Origin of the sequence: Labrenzia sp. PO1 (genome assembly GCF_012273635.1) — a bacterium.
Classification (GTDB): domain Bacteria; phylum Pseudomonadota; class Alphaproteobacteria; order Rhizobiales; family Stappiaceae; genus Roseibium; species Roseibium algicola.
Window position 1 is genome coordinate 1,602,821 of sequence record NZ_JAAXCR010000001.1, and the last position, 15,167, is coordinate 1,617,987.

At 59.5% G+C, this 15,167-nt stretch carries 13 protein-coding genes and 1 tRNA gene; 4 read left to right on the forward strand and 10 right to left on the reverse strand.

Going from position 1 to position 15,167, the window contains the following annotated elements:
- Window positions 1–92: 92 nt before the first annotated feature.
- The 3 genes from ykgO to cpdR form a co-directional block, all read right to left on the reverse strand.
- Complete coding sequence (ykgO, locus tag HCG46_RS07400; protein ID WP_006932207.1) at window positions 93–218, reverse strand: type B 50S ribosomal protein L36; 126 nt, start codon at window positions 216–218, stop codon at window positions 93–95.
- Window positions 219–367: 149 nt separating this feature from the next.
- Window positions 368–442: transfer RNA gene (locus HCG46_RS07405), tRNA-Val, on the reverse strand.
- Between the two features lie 149 nt (window positions 443–591).
- Window positions 592–951, reverse strand: coding sequence for a cell cycle two-component system response regulator CpdR (cpdR, locus tag HCG46_RS07410; protein WP_006932209.1), 360 nt, complete (start codon window positions 949–951; stop codon window positions 592–594).
- Window positions 952–1,395: 444 nt separating this feature from the next.
- Here cpdR and HCG46_RS07415 point away from each other — a divergent pair, with 444 nt between their 5' ends.
- Complete coding sequence (locus tag HCG46_RS07415) at window positions 1,396–2,241, forward strand: N-formylglutamate amidohydrolase (protein ID WP_161633288.1); 846 nt, start codon at window positions 1,396–1,398, stop codon at window positions 2,239–2,241.
- Window positions 2,242–2,509: 268 nt separating this feature from the next.
- Window positions 2,510–3,316, forward strand: a complete 807-nt coding sequence (gene hisN / locus HCG46_RS07420) for a histidinol-phosphatase (protein ID WP_168685403.1) — start codon at window positions 2,510–2,512, stop codon at window positions 3,314–3,316.
- A gap of 30 nt (window positions 3,317–3,346) precedes the next feature.
- On the opposite strand, the gene HCG46_RS07425 is transcribed toward hisN, so the two are convergent.
- Complete coding sequence (locus HCG46_RS07425; RefSeq protein WP_168685405.1) at window positions 3,347–4,420, reverse strand: alpha/beta hydrolase; 1,074 nt, start codon at window positions 4,418–4,420, stop codon at window positions 3,347–3,349.
- Between the two features lie 215 nt (window positions 4,421–4,635).
- A complete protein-coding gene (locus tag HCG46_RS07430; RefSeq protein WP_168685406.1) occupies window positions 4,636–5,055 on the reverse strand; it encodes a hypothetical protein in 420 nt (139 codons plus the stop codon).
- A gap of 274 nt (window positions 5,056–5,329) precedes the next feature.
- Between HCG46_RS07430 and HCG46_RS07435 the strand changes: the two genes are divergently transcribed.
- A complete protein-coding gene (locus HCG46_RS07435; protein ID WP_055661173.1) occupies window positions 5,330–5,776 on the forward strand; it encodes an Hsp20 family protein in 447 nt (148 codons plus the stop codon).
- Between the two features lie 109 nt (window positions 5,777–5,885).
- Here HCG46_RS07435 and HCG46_RS07440 read toward each other — a convergent pair whose 3' ends face one another.
- From HCG46_RS07440 to HCG46_RS07460, 5 genes are all read right to left on the reverse strand, one after another.
- Complete coding sequence (locus HCG46_RS07440; RefSeq protein WP_077291738.1) at window positions 5,886–6,944, reverse strand: low specificity L-threonine aldolase; 1,059 nt, start codon at window positions 6,942–6,944, stop codon at window positions 5,886–5,888.
- A 43-nt stretch (window positions 6,945–6,987) separates the two neighbouring features.
- Window positions 6,988–7,572, reverse strand: coding sequence for a DoxX family protein (locus tag HCG46_RS07445; RefSeq protein ID WP_023003550.1), 585 nt, complete (start codon window positions 7,570–7,572; stop codon window positions 6,988–6,990).
- A gap of 43 nt (window positions 7,573–7,615) precedes the next feature.
- The gene (locus HCG46_RS07450) at window positions 7,616–8,401 is read right to left on the reverse strand and encodes a putative DNA-binding domain-containing protein (RefSeq protein ID WP_168685408.1); all 786 of its coding nucleotides are present in this window, start codon (window positions 8,399–8,401) and stop codon (window positions 7,616–7,618) included.
- A gap of 1 nt (window position 8,402) precedes the next feature.
- Window positions 8,403–9,299, reverse strand: a complete 897-nt coding sequence (locus tag HCG46_RS07455; protein ID WP_023003554.1) for a DUF692 domain-containing protein — start codon at window positions 9,297–9,299, stop codon at window positions 8,403–8,405.
- A 190-nt stretch (window positions 9,300–9,489) separates the two neighbouring features.
- On the reverse strand, window positions 9,490–9,789 hold the full coding sequence (locus tag HCG46_RS07460; protein ID WP_023003557.1) for a DUF2282 domain-containing protein: 300 nt from the start codon (window positions 9,787–9,789) through the stop codon (window positions 9,490–9,492).
- Between the two features lie 668 nt (window positions 9,790–10,457).
- Between HCG46_RS07460 and gltB the strand changes: the two genes are divergently transcribed.
- A complete protein-coding gene (gene gltB / locus HCG46_RS07465; protein ID WP_205838380.1) occupies window positions 10,458–15,134 on the forward strand; it encodes a glutamate synthase large subunit in 4,677 nt (1,558 codons plus the stop codon).
- Window positions 15,135–15,167 lie beyond the last annotated feature (33 nt).

Consider the following 15,167-nt stretch of genomic DNA (forward strand, 5'->3'; position numbering starts at 1 on the left):
CAGGGACCTGGCCGCCTCTCCCAACAACAAGATAAAACCTTGTTCAGGAAGAGATTTTCAGTTCTTCCGCCACGCGAAGCGCGGCAACAAGATTAGCCCTGGCGTGCTTTGAAACGCGGGTTTTTCTTGTTGATGATGTAGACGCGGCCTTTACGGCGAACCATGCGGTTGTCGCGGTGGCGGGTCATGAGCGCTTTGAGCGAGTTTTTGATCTTCATGTCACTGTCCCCACAAGGGCCCTGCTTCTTTAAACCAAATGAGCGCCAAAGGCGCTCACGTTTGACTGGATTGGTCTAGAAGCTGCGGCAGGTCCTGCGCCTGTCTTCTGATCAATCCGCGCTTCTTGAAACTTCAATCAGCGCAATAATGGTGGGCGTGACAGGGATTGAACCTGTGACCCCTTCGATGTCAACGAAGTGCTCTCCCGCTGAGCTACACGCCCGAATTTCTCGGTAGTCCGACGCCCCAGCGCCGTGGTGGAGTGCGATATAACGGGGATCCGCAAACTGTGCAACCCCCCTTTTTCACCGAACTGTCAAAATTTCCCCAGCCCGGTTCGCAACCCCTGTTTTCCGCCGCGTCAACACCTTGTCAGGCGGCCAGCATGCGCTCCACTTCCTGGACAAGATCTTTAAGATGGAATGGCTTGGAAAGGACCTTGGCGTCCTTGGGAGCATCCGATTCCGGATTGAGGGCAACGGCGGCAAAACCGGTAATGAACATCACCTTCAGGTCCGGATCGAGTTCCGTAGCCCGGCGCGCCAGCTCGATCCCGTCCATCTCCGGCATCACGATATCGGTCAGCAGCAAAGAAAACGGTTCCTCGCGCAGGCGCTCGTAGGCGCTTCTGCCGTTATCGAACGAAACGACGTCATGACCGGCATTTTCCAGCGCCTTCGCCAGAAAGCGGCGCATGTCATTATCATCTTCGGCAAGCAGGATACGCGGCATCGTAATTGACCAGGTCCTTTGTTCGTGTGGGTTCGGTTCCCTTTCTGCCGGTTATAGCTCGAATTCCACAGAATGATAGGGTGAATTGGATCACGACCCCACGGTGTGGATAGGCTCTTGTTGAGAACGAACCATCACTTGCCTCGTGAGAACCTGTCGGCTTCTCACGTTGGGGAAAATCGTCGTGGCGTATGCATTCCCGGACCATTGGTACTGCTATGGCATTCGTGGCATCTGGCCATTCCTGCCCTCGATCACCAGATATTTCCCCACAGCCGCAGGGCTTTTGATCCCACCAAGGTGGACTGCGCCGCGATTCCTTGGCACCATGGGCCATGGCCTGCACCGGGCGGCAACCAGGACACACCATTGACGGACGACAAGCAGCCTTCTCCACAAGCCTCTTTCGAGGCGGACTTTAACGGCTTCCCAGCGTTTGAAGTTTTGTGTCCTGCGGACCAGAGGGTTCCGTTCGTTTTCAATTCGCCCCATTCCGGCAGGCAATATTCCAAAAGCTTTCTAGCGTCTTCCCGCCTGGACGAAACAGCCATCCGGCGGTCGGAGGATGCTTATGTCGACGATCTGTTTGCTCATGTCGTGCCGCTCGGCGCGCCGCTGCTGCGTGCGCATTTCCCCAGGGCCTACCTTGATGTGAACCGCGAGCCCTATGAGCTCGACCCGAAGATGTTCGACGGGCGTCTGCCGACCTATGCCAACAGCCGTTCGATCCGCGTGGCCGGCGGGCTTGGCACCGTGGCCCGCATCGTCAGCGAGAACCACGAGATCTACAGGCACAAGCTGCCGGTATCCGAAGCCCTCAGCCGGGTGGAGGAGATCTACAAGCCTTACCACACCACATTGCGCCGGCTTCTGGCCCAGACCCATGTCACCTTCGGTTACGCGGTTCTGATCGATTGCCATTCCATGCCTTCAAGCGTGAAATGCCAGACCACCGACACGCGGCCGGATTTCATCCTGGGTGACCGCTATGGCACCAGCTGCAGCAGCGACCTGACGGAGTTCGCCTGCTCGGTGCTGAAGGAGATGGGCTACACCGTCTCGCGCAACAAGCCGTATGCGGGCGGCTTCATCACCGAACACTACGGCCGCCCCACAAGCGGCCTGCATGCCCTGCAGATCGAAATCAATCGCGGGCTCTATATGGACGAGGCAACCCACCAGCCGACCCCCGGCTTCGGCGACCTCTTCCACAACCTGCGCCAGTTCGCCCGCGAACTGACCTCCATGCCGGATGCAGCCTTGCCGGCGGACCCCATCGCAGCAGAATAAAACCCCGGACCCAAAAAAAAGGCCGCTCTCAAAAGAGGCGGCCCGAGTCTAGGGAGGAAACGCCCAAGGAGGGCGGTACGACACAACGTATCGCACCGCAATAAAATCGCATTGCACCGCACAAAGGTCAAGCCCGACAGCCCTTTCAAACTGATCAAAGTATGAGCAGTCATTCAGGTTTTGCAGATTCATTTTTTTGCAGAACCGGTTATACAAGCGGCAATTCACGTTGATTTGGGTTTTGAGCGGTTTCCGCAGCCAGGAGGTAATGATGTCGGCAGGGCCTGTTTCCAGTTCCAATTTGTTTGCCCCGTTTCTGGACAGGCTGGCGGAAGCAGCCAGCGGTGCGATCATGCCGCATTTCCGCCAGGGCTTTGCAATCGACAACAAGTGGAAAGCCGGCTTCGACCCGGTCACCATCGCCGACAAGAACGGTGAAACGGCGATGCGCGCCCTGATCAACGAAACCTATCCGGACCACGGAATCCTTGGCGAAGAACACGGCCCGGAAAATCTCGACGCTGAACATGTGTGGGTGCTGGACCCGATTGACGGTACCCGTGCCTTCATCACCGGCCTGCCCACCTGGGGGACGCTGATCGGCCTGCGGACCAATGGCGTCCCGAGCCTCGGCATGATGGTTCAGCCCTATATCGGCGAACGGTTCGGTGGCGACGGCAAGACGGCCTGGTACGATGGACCTTTGGGTGCCAGGCAGCTCAAGACCCGGCCCTGTCAGAAGCTGGAAGATGCCACTATTTTCACCACCACACCGGCACTTTTCAAGAATGGCGAACGCCAGGCGTTCGACCAGATCGAAGCGGCCGTTCAGTTATCCCGCTATGGCACAGACTGCTATGCCTACTGCATGGTCGCAGCCGGCCACGGCGACGCGGTAATCGAATCCGGTCTGCAAGCCTATGATATCGTTGCACTTGTGCCGATTATTGAAGGCGCAGGTGGTGTTGTCACGACATGGACCGGCGGCTCTCCGGCCGACGGCGGCCAGATCGTTGCGTCAGGCGACCCGCGTCTGCATGAAATCCTCCTGCGGGACCTCGCAAAGGCAGCCTGACCGGCCACACGGCCACATCAGGGCGCTGGATCAGCTTCCAGCCCGTTCCAGCGCCTGTTCGGCTTCAAGACCGGGCACAAAGGCATCGAACGCCGCCCAGAACTGGTCGCGGAAGGCATCGCGCTCCATCATCAGCTCATGTTCGGCGCCTGCGATTTCCACATAGGCAGCCGCCTTCGCCCGCGCCACGAAGTCCTCGATCATGGGTGTGGAGACGATCCGGTCGTTGCCCGCAGCCAACACCAGACAGGGTAATTTGATATTCGGCCCGGCCTCCCGCCGGCGCAGCGCCAGCATGGCGCGACCGGTCGCCCCCAGCCAACCAAGAGTGGGAGACCCGACACCCAGCTCCGGCGCCTGTTCCAGCACCTTGTTGAACCGCTCGAACCGCGCCTTGTCCGTCGTTTGCCGGTTGTTTTCGTAGGCGACGGAAACTTCAGCGTTGCCTCCGGGCACAAACAACCTGCCAAGTCCGAACATCGACAACAGGCGGGCAACCGGAATAGCAACCTTTTCGATCAACCAGGACGTCTTTGGAGAGGTTGCCTTCAGGCCCGGGCGGCCAAACAGCCCCAGAGTGAGCTTGCGCAGGATCGACCGGAACCCGGACACCAGACCGGGAAACCATGTTCCCGTCGGCAGGCCCAGCAGCGGCGCTGTCAGCACTGCGCGGTCCAGCATCGTCCGCAGACGGTCCGTATCGGACAGGACAACGAGCGCTCCGGTTGAATGTGCAAGCGCAAAGTGAGGCCCGGGGTAGGTCGCCAGTGAGACTTCCTTCAGGACGGTGCGCAAATCCAGCTTGTACTTGTTGAAGTTTGAAACGTGCCCGCGCCGGGGATTGCGGGTCAGACGTTGCGACCCGCCCTGCCCGCGCCAGTCGAAGGCGATAACGGCAAAGCCCCGCTGACGCAGATCCTCGATCACTTCGAAGTATTTCTCGATGAACTCCGCCCGCCCCTGAAGCAGTGTTACCGTACCCTTTCGCCGGGAACCGGCGGCGGGCCAATGCGCATACCGGATCTTCTTGTCGTCCGGCGTCGTGACGAACCCGGATCGCGCCCCTTCAGGCACCGGATTGTCGGGATGGTCGATCAAGGTCATGCGCTGCGAATCACTCGGGTTCGTTGAGAGTTTGTTTTTCAAACAGATAATGGTTTTTCGTCAACAACTCGTCACGCCTGCAGATCCTGCCAGCACCGTCCGGCTTTGTCTTGCATCGTCAAGTGATACTCGTGCCAAGCGCCTCTCACAACAAGCTTCAGGCCGGCTCCCTGGGAAGCCGGCCCTGAAAGTGTCAGACAGCTTGTAGCTGCTGCTTAGTACCAGCGGCGCTGCCAGTGACCACGGTTACCGATCGGATGGCTGCGGACAATGTTGGCATTGCGGGAATCGACCACCAGCCGAACCGGCATGCCGCGCCAGCCTTTTGCCCGTACGATGTACATCGGGCCACGGCGGTCGAGGATCTTGATATGGTCGAAACCGCGGTGACGCAGGCTGCGGCGGATCTGGCGCGGACCCATTTCGAAATGGCGGCCACCGTGACGGCCGTTCCAGTTGCCGCCATGCCCGTTACCACGGCGATGATCGACCTTGACCACCAGCTCGGCTTTCGCCGGTTCGATCTGGGTTTTTCCGACCAGCGGGGCAGCGGATGCAGTGGTGATGAAACCTGCGGACACCAGCAGAATGGCACCGGCGATCGGGGCGGACAATTTCGAAACATTGGCAAACATCTTCAAATCTCCAGTTTGTTCCGCCAGCGCCGTGCTGACGTTGGATTGAAGATGCACCGGGCCACTTGAACGCAACCGGAAGGCACTGTTCATGTGGCGTTCATGTTTCCACGACGCCCCACATTTCCCGCCTCTTGAAATGAAAATCCGAATAACCAAATCTCTTCATGCAAGCGCCAGACCGGGTTTGCACCGCAGCCTGTCCCGCCAATTCGGGGGACGAAGGACTGCTCAACATCAGTGAAGTATCAGTTGCTCAAGAGAGGACAGACACATGCGTCACTTCGACTTTTCTCCGCTTTACCGCTCCACCGTCGGTTTCGACCGGCTTTTCTCGATGCTCGATGCCGCCGGCAACGAAGCGCCGAGCTATCCGCCCTATAACATCGAGCGCACGGGCGAAAACGCCTACCGCATCACGATGGCCGTGGCAGGCTTCTCCGACGACGAACTGAGCGTCGAAGCCAAGGAGCACACACTCACCATCAAGGGTGAAAAAGCTGAAGAAGATGCCAGCCGGGAAATTCTCTACCGCGGCATTGCCTCGCGCACCTTTGAACGCCGCTTCCAGATTGCCGAACATGTTCGCGTGGAAGGGGCAAGCCTCGAAAACGGCTTGCTGCACGTTGATCTTGTTCGGGAAATCCCGGAAGCCATGAAGCCGCGCAAGATCGAAATCACCAGTGGTGAAACCAAGCAGATCGAAACCACGGCTCACTAACCGCCTGGTTCAACTGCGGCAATCGCATCATCGGGGCGCCTGGGAAACCAGGCGCCTTTTTTGATGTTCCTGCGCGTCACGAGATATCTCGGCACGCGAGAGGCGGCCCTCAGACCGTCCCGGACAGCACTTTCAGAAACGCATCGACGTCTTCATCCGTCGTTGCGAAACTGGTGACGAGACGTACACAGACTTCGTCCGATGCCGGGGCGTGGCCTTCGGCGAGGCCCTCTGCCGGCCATTCATAGAGCTTGGCACCGGCCGCCTGAAGCGCTTCCATCTGGCTGCGTTTCAGGATCGGGAACAGTTCGTTGGCTTCCACCGCCCAGGCAGTACGCCCTCCGGCCTGCCGGATCCCTTCAGCAAGACGGGTCGCCATGCCATTGGCGTGGCTTGCGGTCGTCAGCCAGGTGTCATCCTGGAAATAGCCTTCGAACTGGGCCGCCACGAAGCGGCTCTTGGAGAAAAGATGACCGCCGCGCTTGCGGAAATACTCAAAGGATTTTGCGGCGTCCAGATCAAAGAAAACCACGGCCTCCGCGCACCAGCAGCCGTTTTTGGTGGCTCCGAAGGAAAGCAGGTCCACACCCGCTTTCCATGTCATGTCGGCCGCCGAACAGCCGAGCGTCACAAGCGCATTGGCAAATCGTGCGCCGTCCATGTGAAGCGGCACCGAACGGGACCGGCAGACATCCTTGATCGCGCCAATTTCATCCAGCGTGTAGACGGTGCCGCATTCGGTTGCCTGGCTGATGGAAACGGACGCAACCTGACCATGGTGGACAACACCGTCAGGAACCTGCGCCATCTTTTCGCGAAGGGCATCGGCGGAGAACCGGCCGTTTGGTCCCTTCACGCTCAACAGCTTGTTGCCGCCGGTCATGAACTCGGGGCAATTGCATTCATCAACCTGAATATGCGCACCGGAATGGCAGAAGATCGCCCCACCCGGCTTGGCACAGGAAGCCAGCGCTAAGGAATTCGCCGCTGAACCGGTCGCCACGAAGAAGACGGCAACCTCACGTTCGAAGATCTCGTTGAACGTGGCGGAGACGGAATCAGTCAACGGGTCGGTGCCGTAGGCCGGCGAGAACCCGTCATTATGGCGGGCCAGCGCCGACATCACCGCCGGAGCCGCACCCGCCCAATTGTCACTGGCAAAATTCATGTGCCGGTTTAATCACTTGGCATCACAACCGGCAACCGATTTTTCAGTAGTACATCTCGCGCTTGCGATAGGACCGGCCGAGCAGCCAGTCCAGCGAGACGACACCCGGCCCCTTGAGCACCGGAACCAGCAACAGGAAGATCCAGAGCAACCGGTCATCGGCAATGATCGCATAGGGTTCACCGTCGAACAGCGCCCCGATCGTCTTTGCGTCAGCCCCATGACCATAGATGTCGACATAGGTCATGACGCAGATGAAGACGATCATGCCGAGGCTTGCGAAGCGGGTGAATAGACCGACAACCACCATCACCGGCAGGACAAATTCACCCCAGGTGCCCAGAAGCACCATGAGACCATACGGGAAGAACGCAATCTGGCTGGTGTCGTAGCTGACCTGCTCCATCATCTTGGGCAGCATCTGCGCATAGGCACCTGCGGTTGGCGTGAAGATGTTCATGATATTGCCGCCGATTTTCGTCATCGCCGAGTTCAGGAAGAACTGCAGCAGGATCGCGGCAAAAATGAACCGGGCAGCAAGCCCGATGAACCAGCCATTTGTCAGCCGTTCCAGAGCTCCGAACACCATCGTGTAAAGCCTGACAAAAAACCCAATCAACACACCCATCTAATCCCCCATCATCAAGCGGCATCCATTTGCCGCATGCGTGTTAGTCATCCAGTTGCAGGGCGGAAAATGCACCAGCTGCAAGACAGTCCGAAAGGCAATCGGACAAGGAAAAACTGTCGTCGTCTTCCTGAGCCCGGCTTGCCGCCGCTGCAAGCGTCTGCCCTTGCAGGAGATCCATCGTGAAAACAGCCCCGCCCGGACGCAGCAGATAGACATCCACTTCCATGTCCGGCCGGGTAATCATTACCGATTGCGGCTCGTCAAGATCGACAGCTTCAGCCCCATCGGGTTCAAACCTGTTGGCTCGCGCAATCGCCCAGATCGGCCAGGCAGATGTCACGACGTGCGCCGCCGAATGCGGTAGGAAGCGAACGCCCCCGAGTCTTTGCGGATCGATGCTGCCCAGGATTGCCGGATCGAGAGGCGCGGCATCCGCAGCATGATAGGCCTGGAGCCAAGACCATTCTAGCCGGGCAACATCGCCGAGATAGGGATATGCCTTGAGCGGCGGAAACGCGTCCAGGAAATCGGCGAAACCGGCGCCGTACCAGATCAACACAGGCGACACCGGCGGATGAGCTGTCACGAAGGCCTGGGCAAGCGCCCTGAAATACTCTTCCCCCAACAGCGCCTTCACTGCAGGAAAGCTCTCACCGAGCGCTTCGCACAGGCTGACGATGACGTTGTTGCGGTAGACATTGAATCGCTTCGGCGCCGTTTCTCCATCCGGACCAGTCAGTCCATCGGGCGTTGCCATTTGCGGGTCGAGCAGCGCACGCCCAAACGAGGCGGCATTGACGTGCGGCAGGGCGAGCGGACCACGCATGTCAGACCGCTTGCTTTCTGCCAGCCTCTGCAGGCTGCGCCAGAATGCGGTCCGCGGCTTGTGCCTCGGCAAGCAGAACCGGCCAGGCAGGAACATTGTTGTCCCACTCGATCAGGGTCGGCAGCGGCCCCTGTAAACGAATGACATCTTCATAAAGTTGCCAGACCGCAAGATCCACCTCCCGGTCGTGCGCGTCGATCAGCAGTGGCCGTCCGGCGTCGTCCCGGTCAGGCGCATGACCGCCCAGATGTATTTCGCCGACAGCAGCCATCGGGAAGGCGGCAAGATAATCTCTCGCGGATCTCTCGTGGTTGGTGCAGGACACATGCACGTTGTTGATGTCGAGCAACAGGCCGCAGCCGGTCCGGCGCGCGATCTCGCTCAGAAAATCCAGTTCGCTCATCGTGCTCTGTGCAAAGGCGACGTAAGTCGACGGATTTTCCAGAAGCATCTGCCGTCCGACGGTCTCCTGCACTTCATCTATGTGATCGCACACACGGTTCAGCGTGGCTTCGTCATAGGGCACCGGCAACAGGTCGTTGAAATAAGTCGTGTCGTGCGTCGACCAGGCCAGATGCTCGGAAAACAGTCCCGGTTCATATCGCTTGTTCAGGTCTGACAAGCGCCGCAGGTGATCCTTGTCCAGAGGCTGTTCACCGCCGATCGAAAGACCGACACCATGTAGAGACAGGGGATACCGCTCGCGGATTGCCTCCAGTTGCCGGTGCGGCGGACCGCCGGCCCCCATGTAGTTTTCGGCATGAACTTCAAAAAAACCGATATCCGCGGACGTTTCCAGAATAGCCGCGACATGCTCCGGCTTCAGACCGGCTCCGGCGCGCGCCGGAACGGCCGCCTCGCAGCGCTGTACCGGGTTTGATCGGGTATCGGAAACCATGGAGCCCTCCGGGTGGAATAAGTTTTGTCAGGCAGGCACACTGGCTGAGGACATCTTCAGACTGGACTGACTGAAGCACCATGGCTCATGACTTTGAAAGGGCTGGCGCCCTGCCCGCCTCGGCACCAAGTGCGGGATAAGCAGGTGCCTGCCTGACCAGATTGCCGCAGTTGCGGCCGTCTGAAGCCTATCAGGCTTCCGGCAGGTCGCGCGTAAGTTCGGTCAAAGAGCCGTGACGGCCACCAGGAACATCCATCGTCACGCAGGTGCCCTTCGGGACGAGGGTCCAGGCGTTGCCCTGATAGTCGACAGTCGACGTACCGGCGCAAGTCGTACCTGCACCCGCCTTGCAGTCGTTCTGACCTTTCAGGGACACACCATAGCATTTTTCCTTGGCCTGGGCGTGGGCCGGAACGGTTGACGACAGACCCGCAACCGCGGTTGCCACCGCACCGGCAACAATTGCTGCAGACATGGCCTTATGCTTCATCTCGATCTCCTCTCGTCGTTGAAAAATCACTGCGTACCGGCGTTTTTGCTGGGCCGCCAGTCACCCACCGTAGATGACCCTATTGAAGATAAATAGGAAATCAAACGCATGTGACTGTTTTGCGAGCATAACTGCACAAAGTTTAACAAACGCAAGATTCTTACATATTTATCGTCGGTTTTGACCTTTCCGGACGATTGGCACTTTTCGCGCGAAACAATTATAATGCGGCGACGCAGAAACACTCTTGCTCACGACGGCGAAATCTGTCATGTTCGCGCCGCTTGGAATAGGACAGGTATGCTGTCCCAATTATCGCCATGCCCAAAACGGCCCGGACAGGGCGCAGGACAAAAAGGCATCGGTGATAGCCAGGCTGACCACTGGGCGGATCCGGGGAGGATCTGCAAGGAAGCGAGACGGAACGTTTCGGCAGCGGAGGACCGCTGCGTCAATGCGGCGGTTTGCTTTGATAAACGGCCGTGGTTAATACAACAACAGAGCCGGGGCAGGAAAGCCAGGGTTCGCCGGACCGCATTCTTGATGGAATGCGACCCGAACGGAACCGGACGCTCCCAGCCACGGCGGCACTGGGGTCAACAGTGAGGGCGCACATGACGAAGATAGAGCTGACGACGAGCACAGCCATGCAAGCTGGGAGCGTGGACATGAAGACCACCGCAACCACTACACTTGCGGAACGACTGAGCACGGCCGCCGACAAAGGGCTCTATAATCCGTCGCGCGAACACGATGCCTGCGGTGTCGGCTTTGTCGCCCACATGAAAGGCGAGAAGTCCCACAAGATTATTGCCGACGGTCTGCAGGTTCTTGAAAACCTCACGCACCGCGGCGCGGTTGGTGCCGACCCGTTGATGGGCGACGGCGCAGGCATGCTGGTGCAGATCCCGCACGCGTTCTTTGCAGAAGAACTAGCGAACGCCGGCACACCGCTTCCCGATGCCGGTGAATATGGTGTCGGTTTCATCTTCATGCCGCAGGACGATGAGCTGCGCGCCAAGTGCGAAGCCATCATCGAGCGTGTCATTGAAGACGAAGGCAAGGAACTGATCGGCTGGCGTGACGTGCCCGTCGACAATTCATCGCTTTCCAAGGCGCCGGACATCGCTGCCACCGAACCGGTTTCCCGTCAGGTCTTCATCCGCAAGACCGGCGGTGAGGCAGATGCCTTCGAACGCCGCCTTTATGTACTGCGCAAGGTCATCTCGAACCGTGTGCGTGCCGAAACCGATGCGGTTTCGAAAGGCTTTTATATCGTTTCAATGTCCAGCCGGACCATCGTCTACAAAGGCATGTTCCTCGCCTATCAGCTTGGCGCCTATTACGCCGACCTGAAGGACGAGCGCTTTTCGTCGGCCCTGGCCCTTGTCCACCAGCGTTTTTCCACCAACACGTTCCCGTCCTGGGATCTGTCGCACCCCTACCGGATGGTTGCGCACAACGGTGAGATCAACACGCTGCGCGGCAACGTCAACTGGATGGCGGCGCGTCAGGCGTCCGTATCGTCGGCGCTGCTCGGCGACGACATCTCCAAGCTCTGGCCTATTTCCTATGAAGGCCAGTCGGACACCGCCTGCTTCGACAACGCCCTCGAGTTCCTGGTCATGGGTGGCTATTCGCTCGCCCATGCAGCCATGATGCTGATCCCGGAAGCCTGGGCCGGCAACCCGCTGATGGACGACAACCGTCGTGCCTTCTACGAATACCACGCTGCCCTGATGGAGCCGTGGGACGGCCCTGCAGCCGTTGCCTTCACCGATGGTCGCCAGATCGGCGCAACGCTGGACCGGAACGGCCTGCGTCCTGCCCGCTACATCGTTACTGACGACGACTTCGTCATCATGTCTTCCGAAGTTGGCGTCCTGCCGGTCGAAGAAGAGCGCATTGTCCAGAAATGGCGCCTGCAGCCGGGCAAGATGCTGCTGATCGACATGGACGAAGGCCGGATCGTTTCCGACGACGAAATCAAGCGGCAGCTTTCCACGGCCAACCCGTACAAGGACTGGCTGCACCGGTCCCAGATCGTACTGGAAGACCTTCCGGGCGTGCGCCAGCGCGCGCCGGTAGCCGGTGAAAGCCTTCTCGACCGCCAGCAGGCCTTCGGCTACACGGAAGAAGACATCAAGCTTCTGATGACCCCGATGGCAACCGTCGGCCAGGAAGCCATCGGCTCCATGGGCACGGACACGCCGATTTCAGCGCTCTCCGACAAGTCCAAGCTGCTTTACACCTATTTCAAGCAGAACTTCGCTCAGGTCACCAACCCGCCGATCGATCCGATCCGCGAGGAGCTGGTGATGAGCCTTGTCTCCTTCATCGGCCCGCGTCCGAACATCTTCGACCTTGAAGGCCTGTCGACCTCCAAGCGGCTGGAAGTGCGCCAGCCGATCCTCACCAATGAGGATCTGGAGAAGATCCGCGCCATCGGCGACATCGCAGACAACCAGTTCTCCGCCAAGACGCTGGACATCACCTACAATTCCGAAAAAGGCGCTGTCGGTATGGAAGGCGCTCTCGACGAATTGTGCGAGCGCGCCGAAAAAGCGGTTCTGGACGGATACAACATCATCATCCTGTCCGATCGCCTGATCAGCCGGTCACGCATCGCGATCCCGGCGCTGCTGGCAACCGCTGCCGTGCATCATCACCTCATCCGCAAGGGTCTGAGAACCTCTGTTGGCCTGGTGGTGGAAACCGGTGAAGCGCGCGAAGTGCACCATTTCTGTGTTCTGGCCGGCTATGGCGCGGAAGCGATCAACCCTTATCTCGCGTTTGAAACGCTGCTTTCCATGCATATGGAAATGGACTTCCCGGAGGAAGTCGATCAGGACGAAGTCGTCTACCGCTACATCAAGTCCATCGACAAGGGCATCCTCAAGGTCATGTCCAAGATGGGCATCTCGACCTACCAGTCCTATTGCGGCGCGCAGATTTTCGACGCTGTCGGCCTCGGCTCGTCCTTCGTGAAGAAATACTTCTTCGGCACGGCAACCATGATCGAAGGCATCGGCCTTGCCGAAGTCGCCGATGAAACCGTTCTGCGCCACGAACAGGCCTTCGGCGACGTCGCCATCCTGCGCCGCTCGCTGGAAGTTGGCGGTGAATACGCTTACCGGACCCGCGGTGAAAGCCACATGTGGACCCCGGACTCCGTCGCGCTGCTGCAGCATGCAGTGCGCGCGAAGCTTCCGGAGACCTATCGCGCCTTCGCCAAGGAAGTGAACGAAAAGAGTGGACGCTACGCGATCCGCGGCCTGTTCCGGATCAAGTCCGCGGACGAAATCGGCCGCTCGCCGATTGCGCTCGACCAGGTGGAACCGGCTGAAGCCATCGTCAAGCGCTTCGTCACCGGCGCCATGTCCTTCGGCTCGATTTCGCGTGAAGCTCACACGACCCTGGCAATCGCCATGAACCAGATCGGCGGCAAGTCGAACACCGGTGAAGGCGGCGAGGAGCCGGAGCGCTTCAATCCGTTGCCGGACGGCTCGTCCAACCCGCAGCGCTCTGCCATCAAGCAGGTTGCTTCCGGCCGCTTCGGCGTGACCACGGAATATCTGGTCAACTCCGACATGATCCAGATTAAGGTCGCCCAGGGCGCTAAACCCGGCGAAGGCGGCCAGCTGCCGGGTCACAAGGTGGATGCGGTGATCGCCAAGGTGCGTCACTCGACCCCGGGCGTCGGCCTGATTTCGCCCCCGCCGCACCACGACATCTACTCCATCGAAGATCTGGCGCAGCTGATCTACGACCTGAAAAACGTTAACCCGGAAGCCGATATTTCGGTCAAGCTGGTGTCGGAAGTGGGTGTCGGAACGGTTGCTGCCGGCGTTGCCAAGGCACGCGCCGACCACATCACGATTTCCGGTTACGACGGCGGCACCGGTGCATCACCGCTGACCTCGATCAAACATGCCGGCTCTCCTTGGGAAATCGGCCTTGCCGAAACCCAGCAGACCCTGGTGCTGAACGGACTGCGCTCGCGCATCGCCCTTCAGGTCGACGGCGGCATCCGCACAGGCCGGGACGTCATCATCGGTGCGCTTCTTGGTGCCGACGAATTCGGCTTCTCGACCGCTCCGCTGATTGCCGCGGGCTGCCTGATGATGCGCAAGTGCCATCTCAACACCTGCCCGGTCGGCATCGCCACCCAGGACCCGGTCCTGCGCAAGCGCTTCAAGGGCACTCCGGAACACGTCATCAACTACTTCTTCTTCGTCGCCGAAGAAGTGCGCGAGCTGATGGCCAACCTCGGCTTCAAAACGATGGAAGACATGATCGGCCGGTCCGACTTCCTCGACAAGGAAGCCGCGATCGATCACTGGAAGGCCAAGGGTCTCGATTTCTCCCGTATTTTCTTCCAGCCGGAAGCAAAACCGGAAGAGACCCGCTGGACCACGCGTCAGGATCACCCGATCCACGACATCCTGGACCGCCGCCTGATTGCCGCTTCCAAGCCGGCCCTGGACAGCAAGGAACCGACAATTGTCGACGAGACGATCTGTTCCGTTGACCGGTCGGTTGGTGCCATGCTCTCCGGTGAAATCGCCAAGCGGTACGGCAACAAGGGCCTGAAACACCCCGACACCCTGAAGATCAATCTGAAGGGCACGGCAGGCCAGGCGTTCGGCGCCTTCGTCGCCCGCGGCGTCACCATTGATCTTGTCGGCGATGCCAACGACTATGTCGGCAAGGGTCTTGCCGGTGGCAAGCTGATCGTCCGCCCGCCGGAGAACACCCGGATCGTGCCGGAAAACTCGATCATTGTCGGCAACACGGTGCTCTACGGCGCAACCGAAGGTGAATGCTACTTCCGCGGTGTTGCCGGGGAACGCTTTGCAGTTCGCAACTCCGGCGCTGTTGCCGTTGTCGAAGGCGTGGGTGACCACGGCTGCGAATACATGACCGGCGGCGTTGTCGTCGTGATCGGCCAGACCGGACGCAACTTCGCGGCCGGCATGTCCGGCGGCATTGCCTATGTGCTCGATGAAGACGGCACATTCGGCTCCCGCTGCAACCTGGCCATGGTCGAACTGGAACCGGTGACCGAAGAAGACGATCTTCTGGAGAAGCTGCACCACCATGGTGGCGATATCGAGCACAAGGGCCGCGTGGACCTTTCCTGCGACATGACCCGTCATGACGATGAGCGCCTGCGCCAGATGCTGACGAAACATCTGGAACTGACCGGCTCGACAAAGGCCGAGGCAATCCTCGACAACTGGACCCAGTACCGGCCCAAGTTCGTCAAGGTGATGCCGGTCGAATACCGCCGGGCCCTGCGCGAAATGGAAGAACAGCGCCTCGGCATGGTCGCCGCCGAATAATCCGGCCAAACGCACGAACTGGCTCTCGGCCGC

Bases quoted from the DNA above. Each gene is read 5' to 3' on its own strand.
- ykgO (WP_006932207.1), bottom strand. From the start codon at position 218: ATGAAGATCAAAAACTCGCTCAAAGCGCTCATGACCCGCCACCGCGAC.
- cpdR (WP_006932209.1), bottom strand. From the start codon at position 951: ATGCCGCGTATCCTGCTTGCCGAAGATGATAATGACATGCGCCGCTTT.
- hisN (WP_168685403.1), top strand. From the start codon at position 2,510: ATGATGTCGGCAGGGCCTGTTTCCAGTTCCAATTTGTTTGCCCCGTTT.
- HCG46_RS07425 (WP_168685405.1), bottom strand. From the start codon at position 4,420: ATGACCTTGATCGACCATCCCGACAATCCGGTGCCTGAAGGGGCGCGA.
- HCG46_RS07430 (WP_168685406.1), bottom strand. From the start codon at position 5,055: ATGTTTGCCAATGTTTCGAAATTGTCCGCCCCGATCGCCGGTGCCATT.
- HCG46_RS07435 (WP_055661173.1), top strand. From the start codon at position 5,330: ATGCGTCACTTCGACTTTTCTCCGCTTTACCGCTCCACCGTCGGTTTC.
- HCG46_RS07440 (WP_077291738.1), bottom strand. From the start codon at position 6,944: ATGAATTTTGCCAGTGACAATTGGGCGGGTGCGGCTCCGGCGGTGATG.
- HCG46_RS07445 (WP_023003550.1), bottom strand. From the start codon at position 7,572: ATGGGTGTGTTGATTGGGTTTTTTGTCAGGCTTTACACGATGGTGTTC.
- HCG46_RS07450 (WP_168685408.1), bottom strand. From the start codon at position 8,401: ATGCGTGGTCCGCTCGCCCTGCCGCACGTCAATGCCGCCTCGTTTGGG.
- HCG46_RS07455 (WP_023003554.1), bottom strand. From the start codon at position 9,299: ATGGTTTCCGATACCCGATCAAACCCGGTACAGCGCTGCGAGGCGGCC.
- HCG46_RS07460 (WP_023003557.1), bottom strand. From the start codon at position 9,789: ATGAAGCATAAGGCCATGTCTGCAGCAATTGTTGCCGGTGCGGTGGCA.
- gltB (WP_205838380.1), top strand. From the start codon at position 10,458: ATGAAGACCACCGCAACCACTACACTTGCGGAACGACTGAGCACGGCC.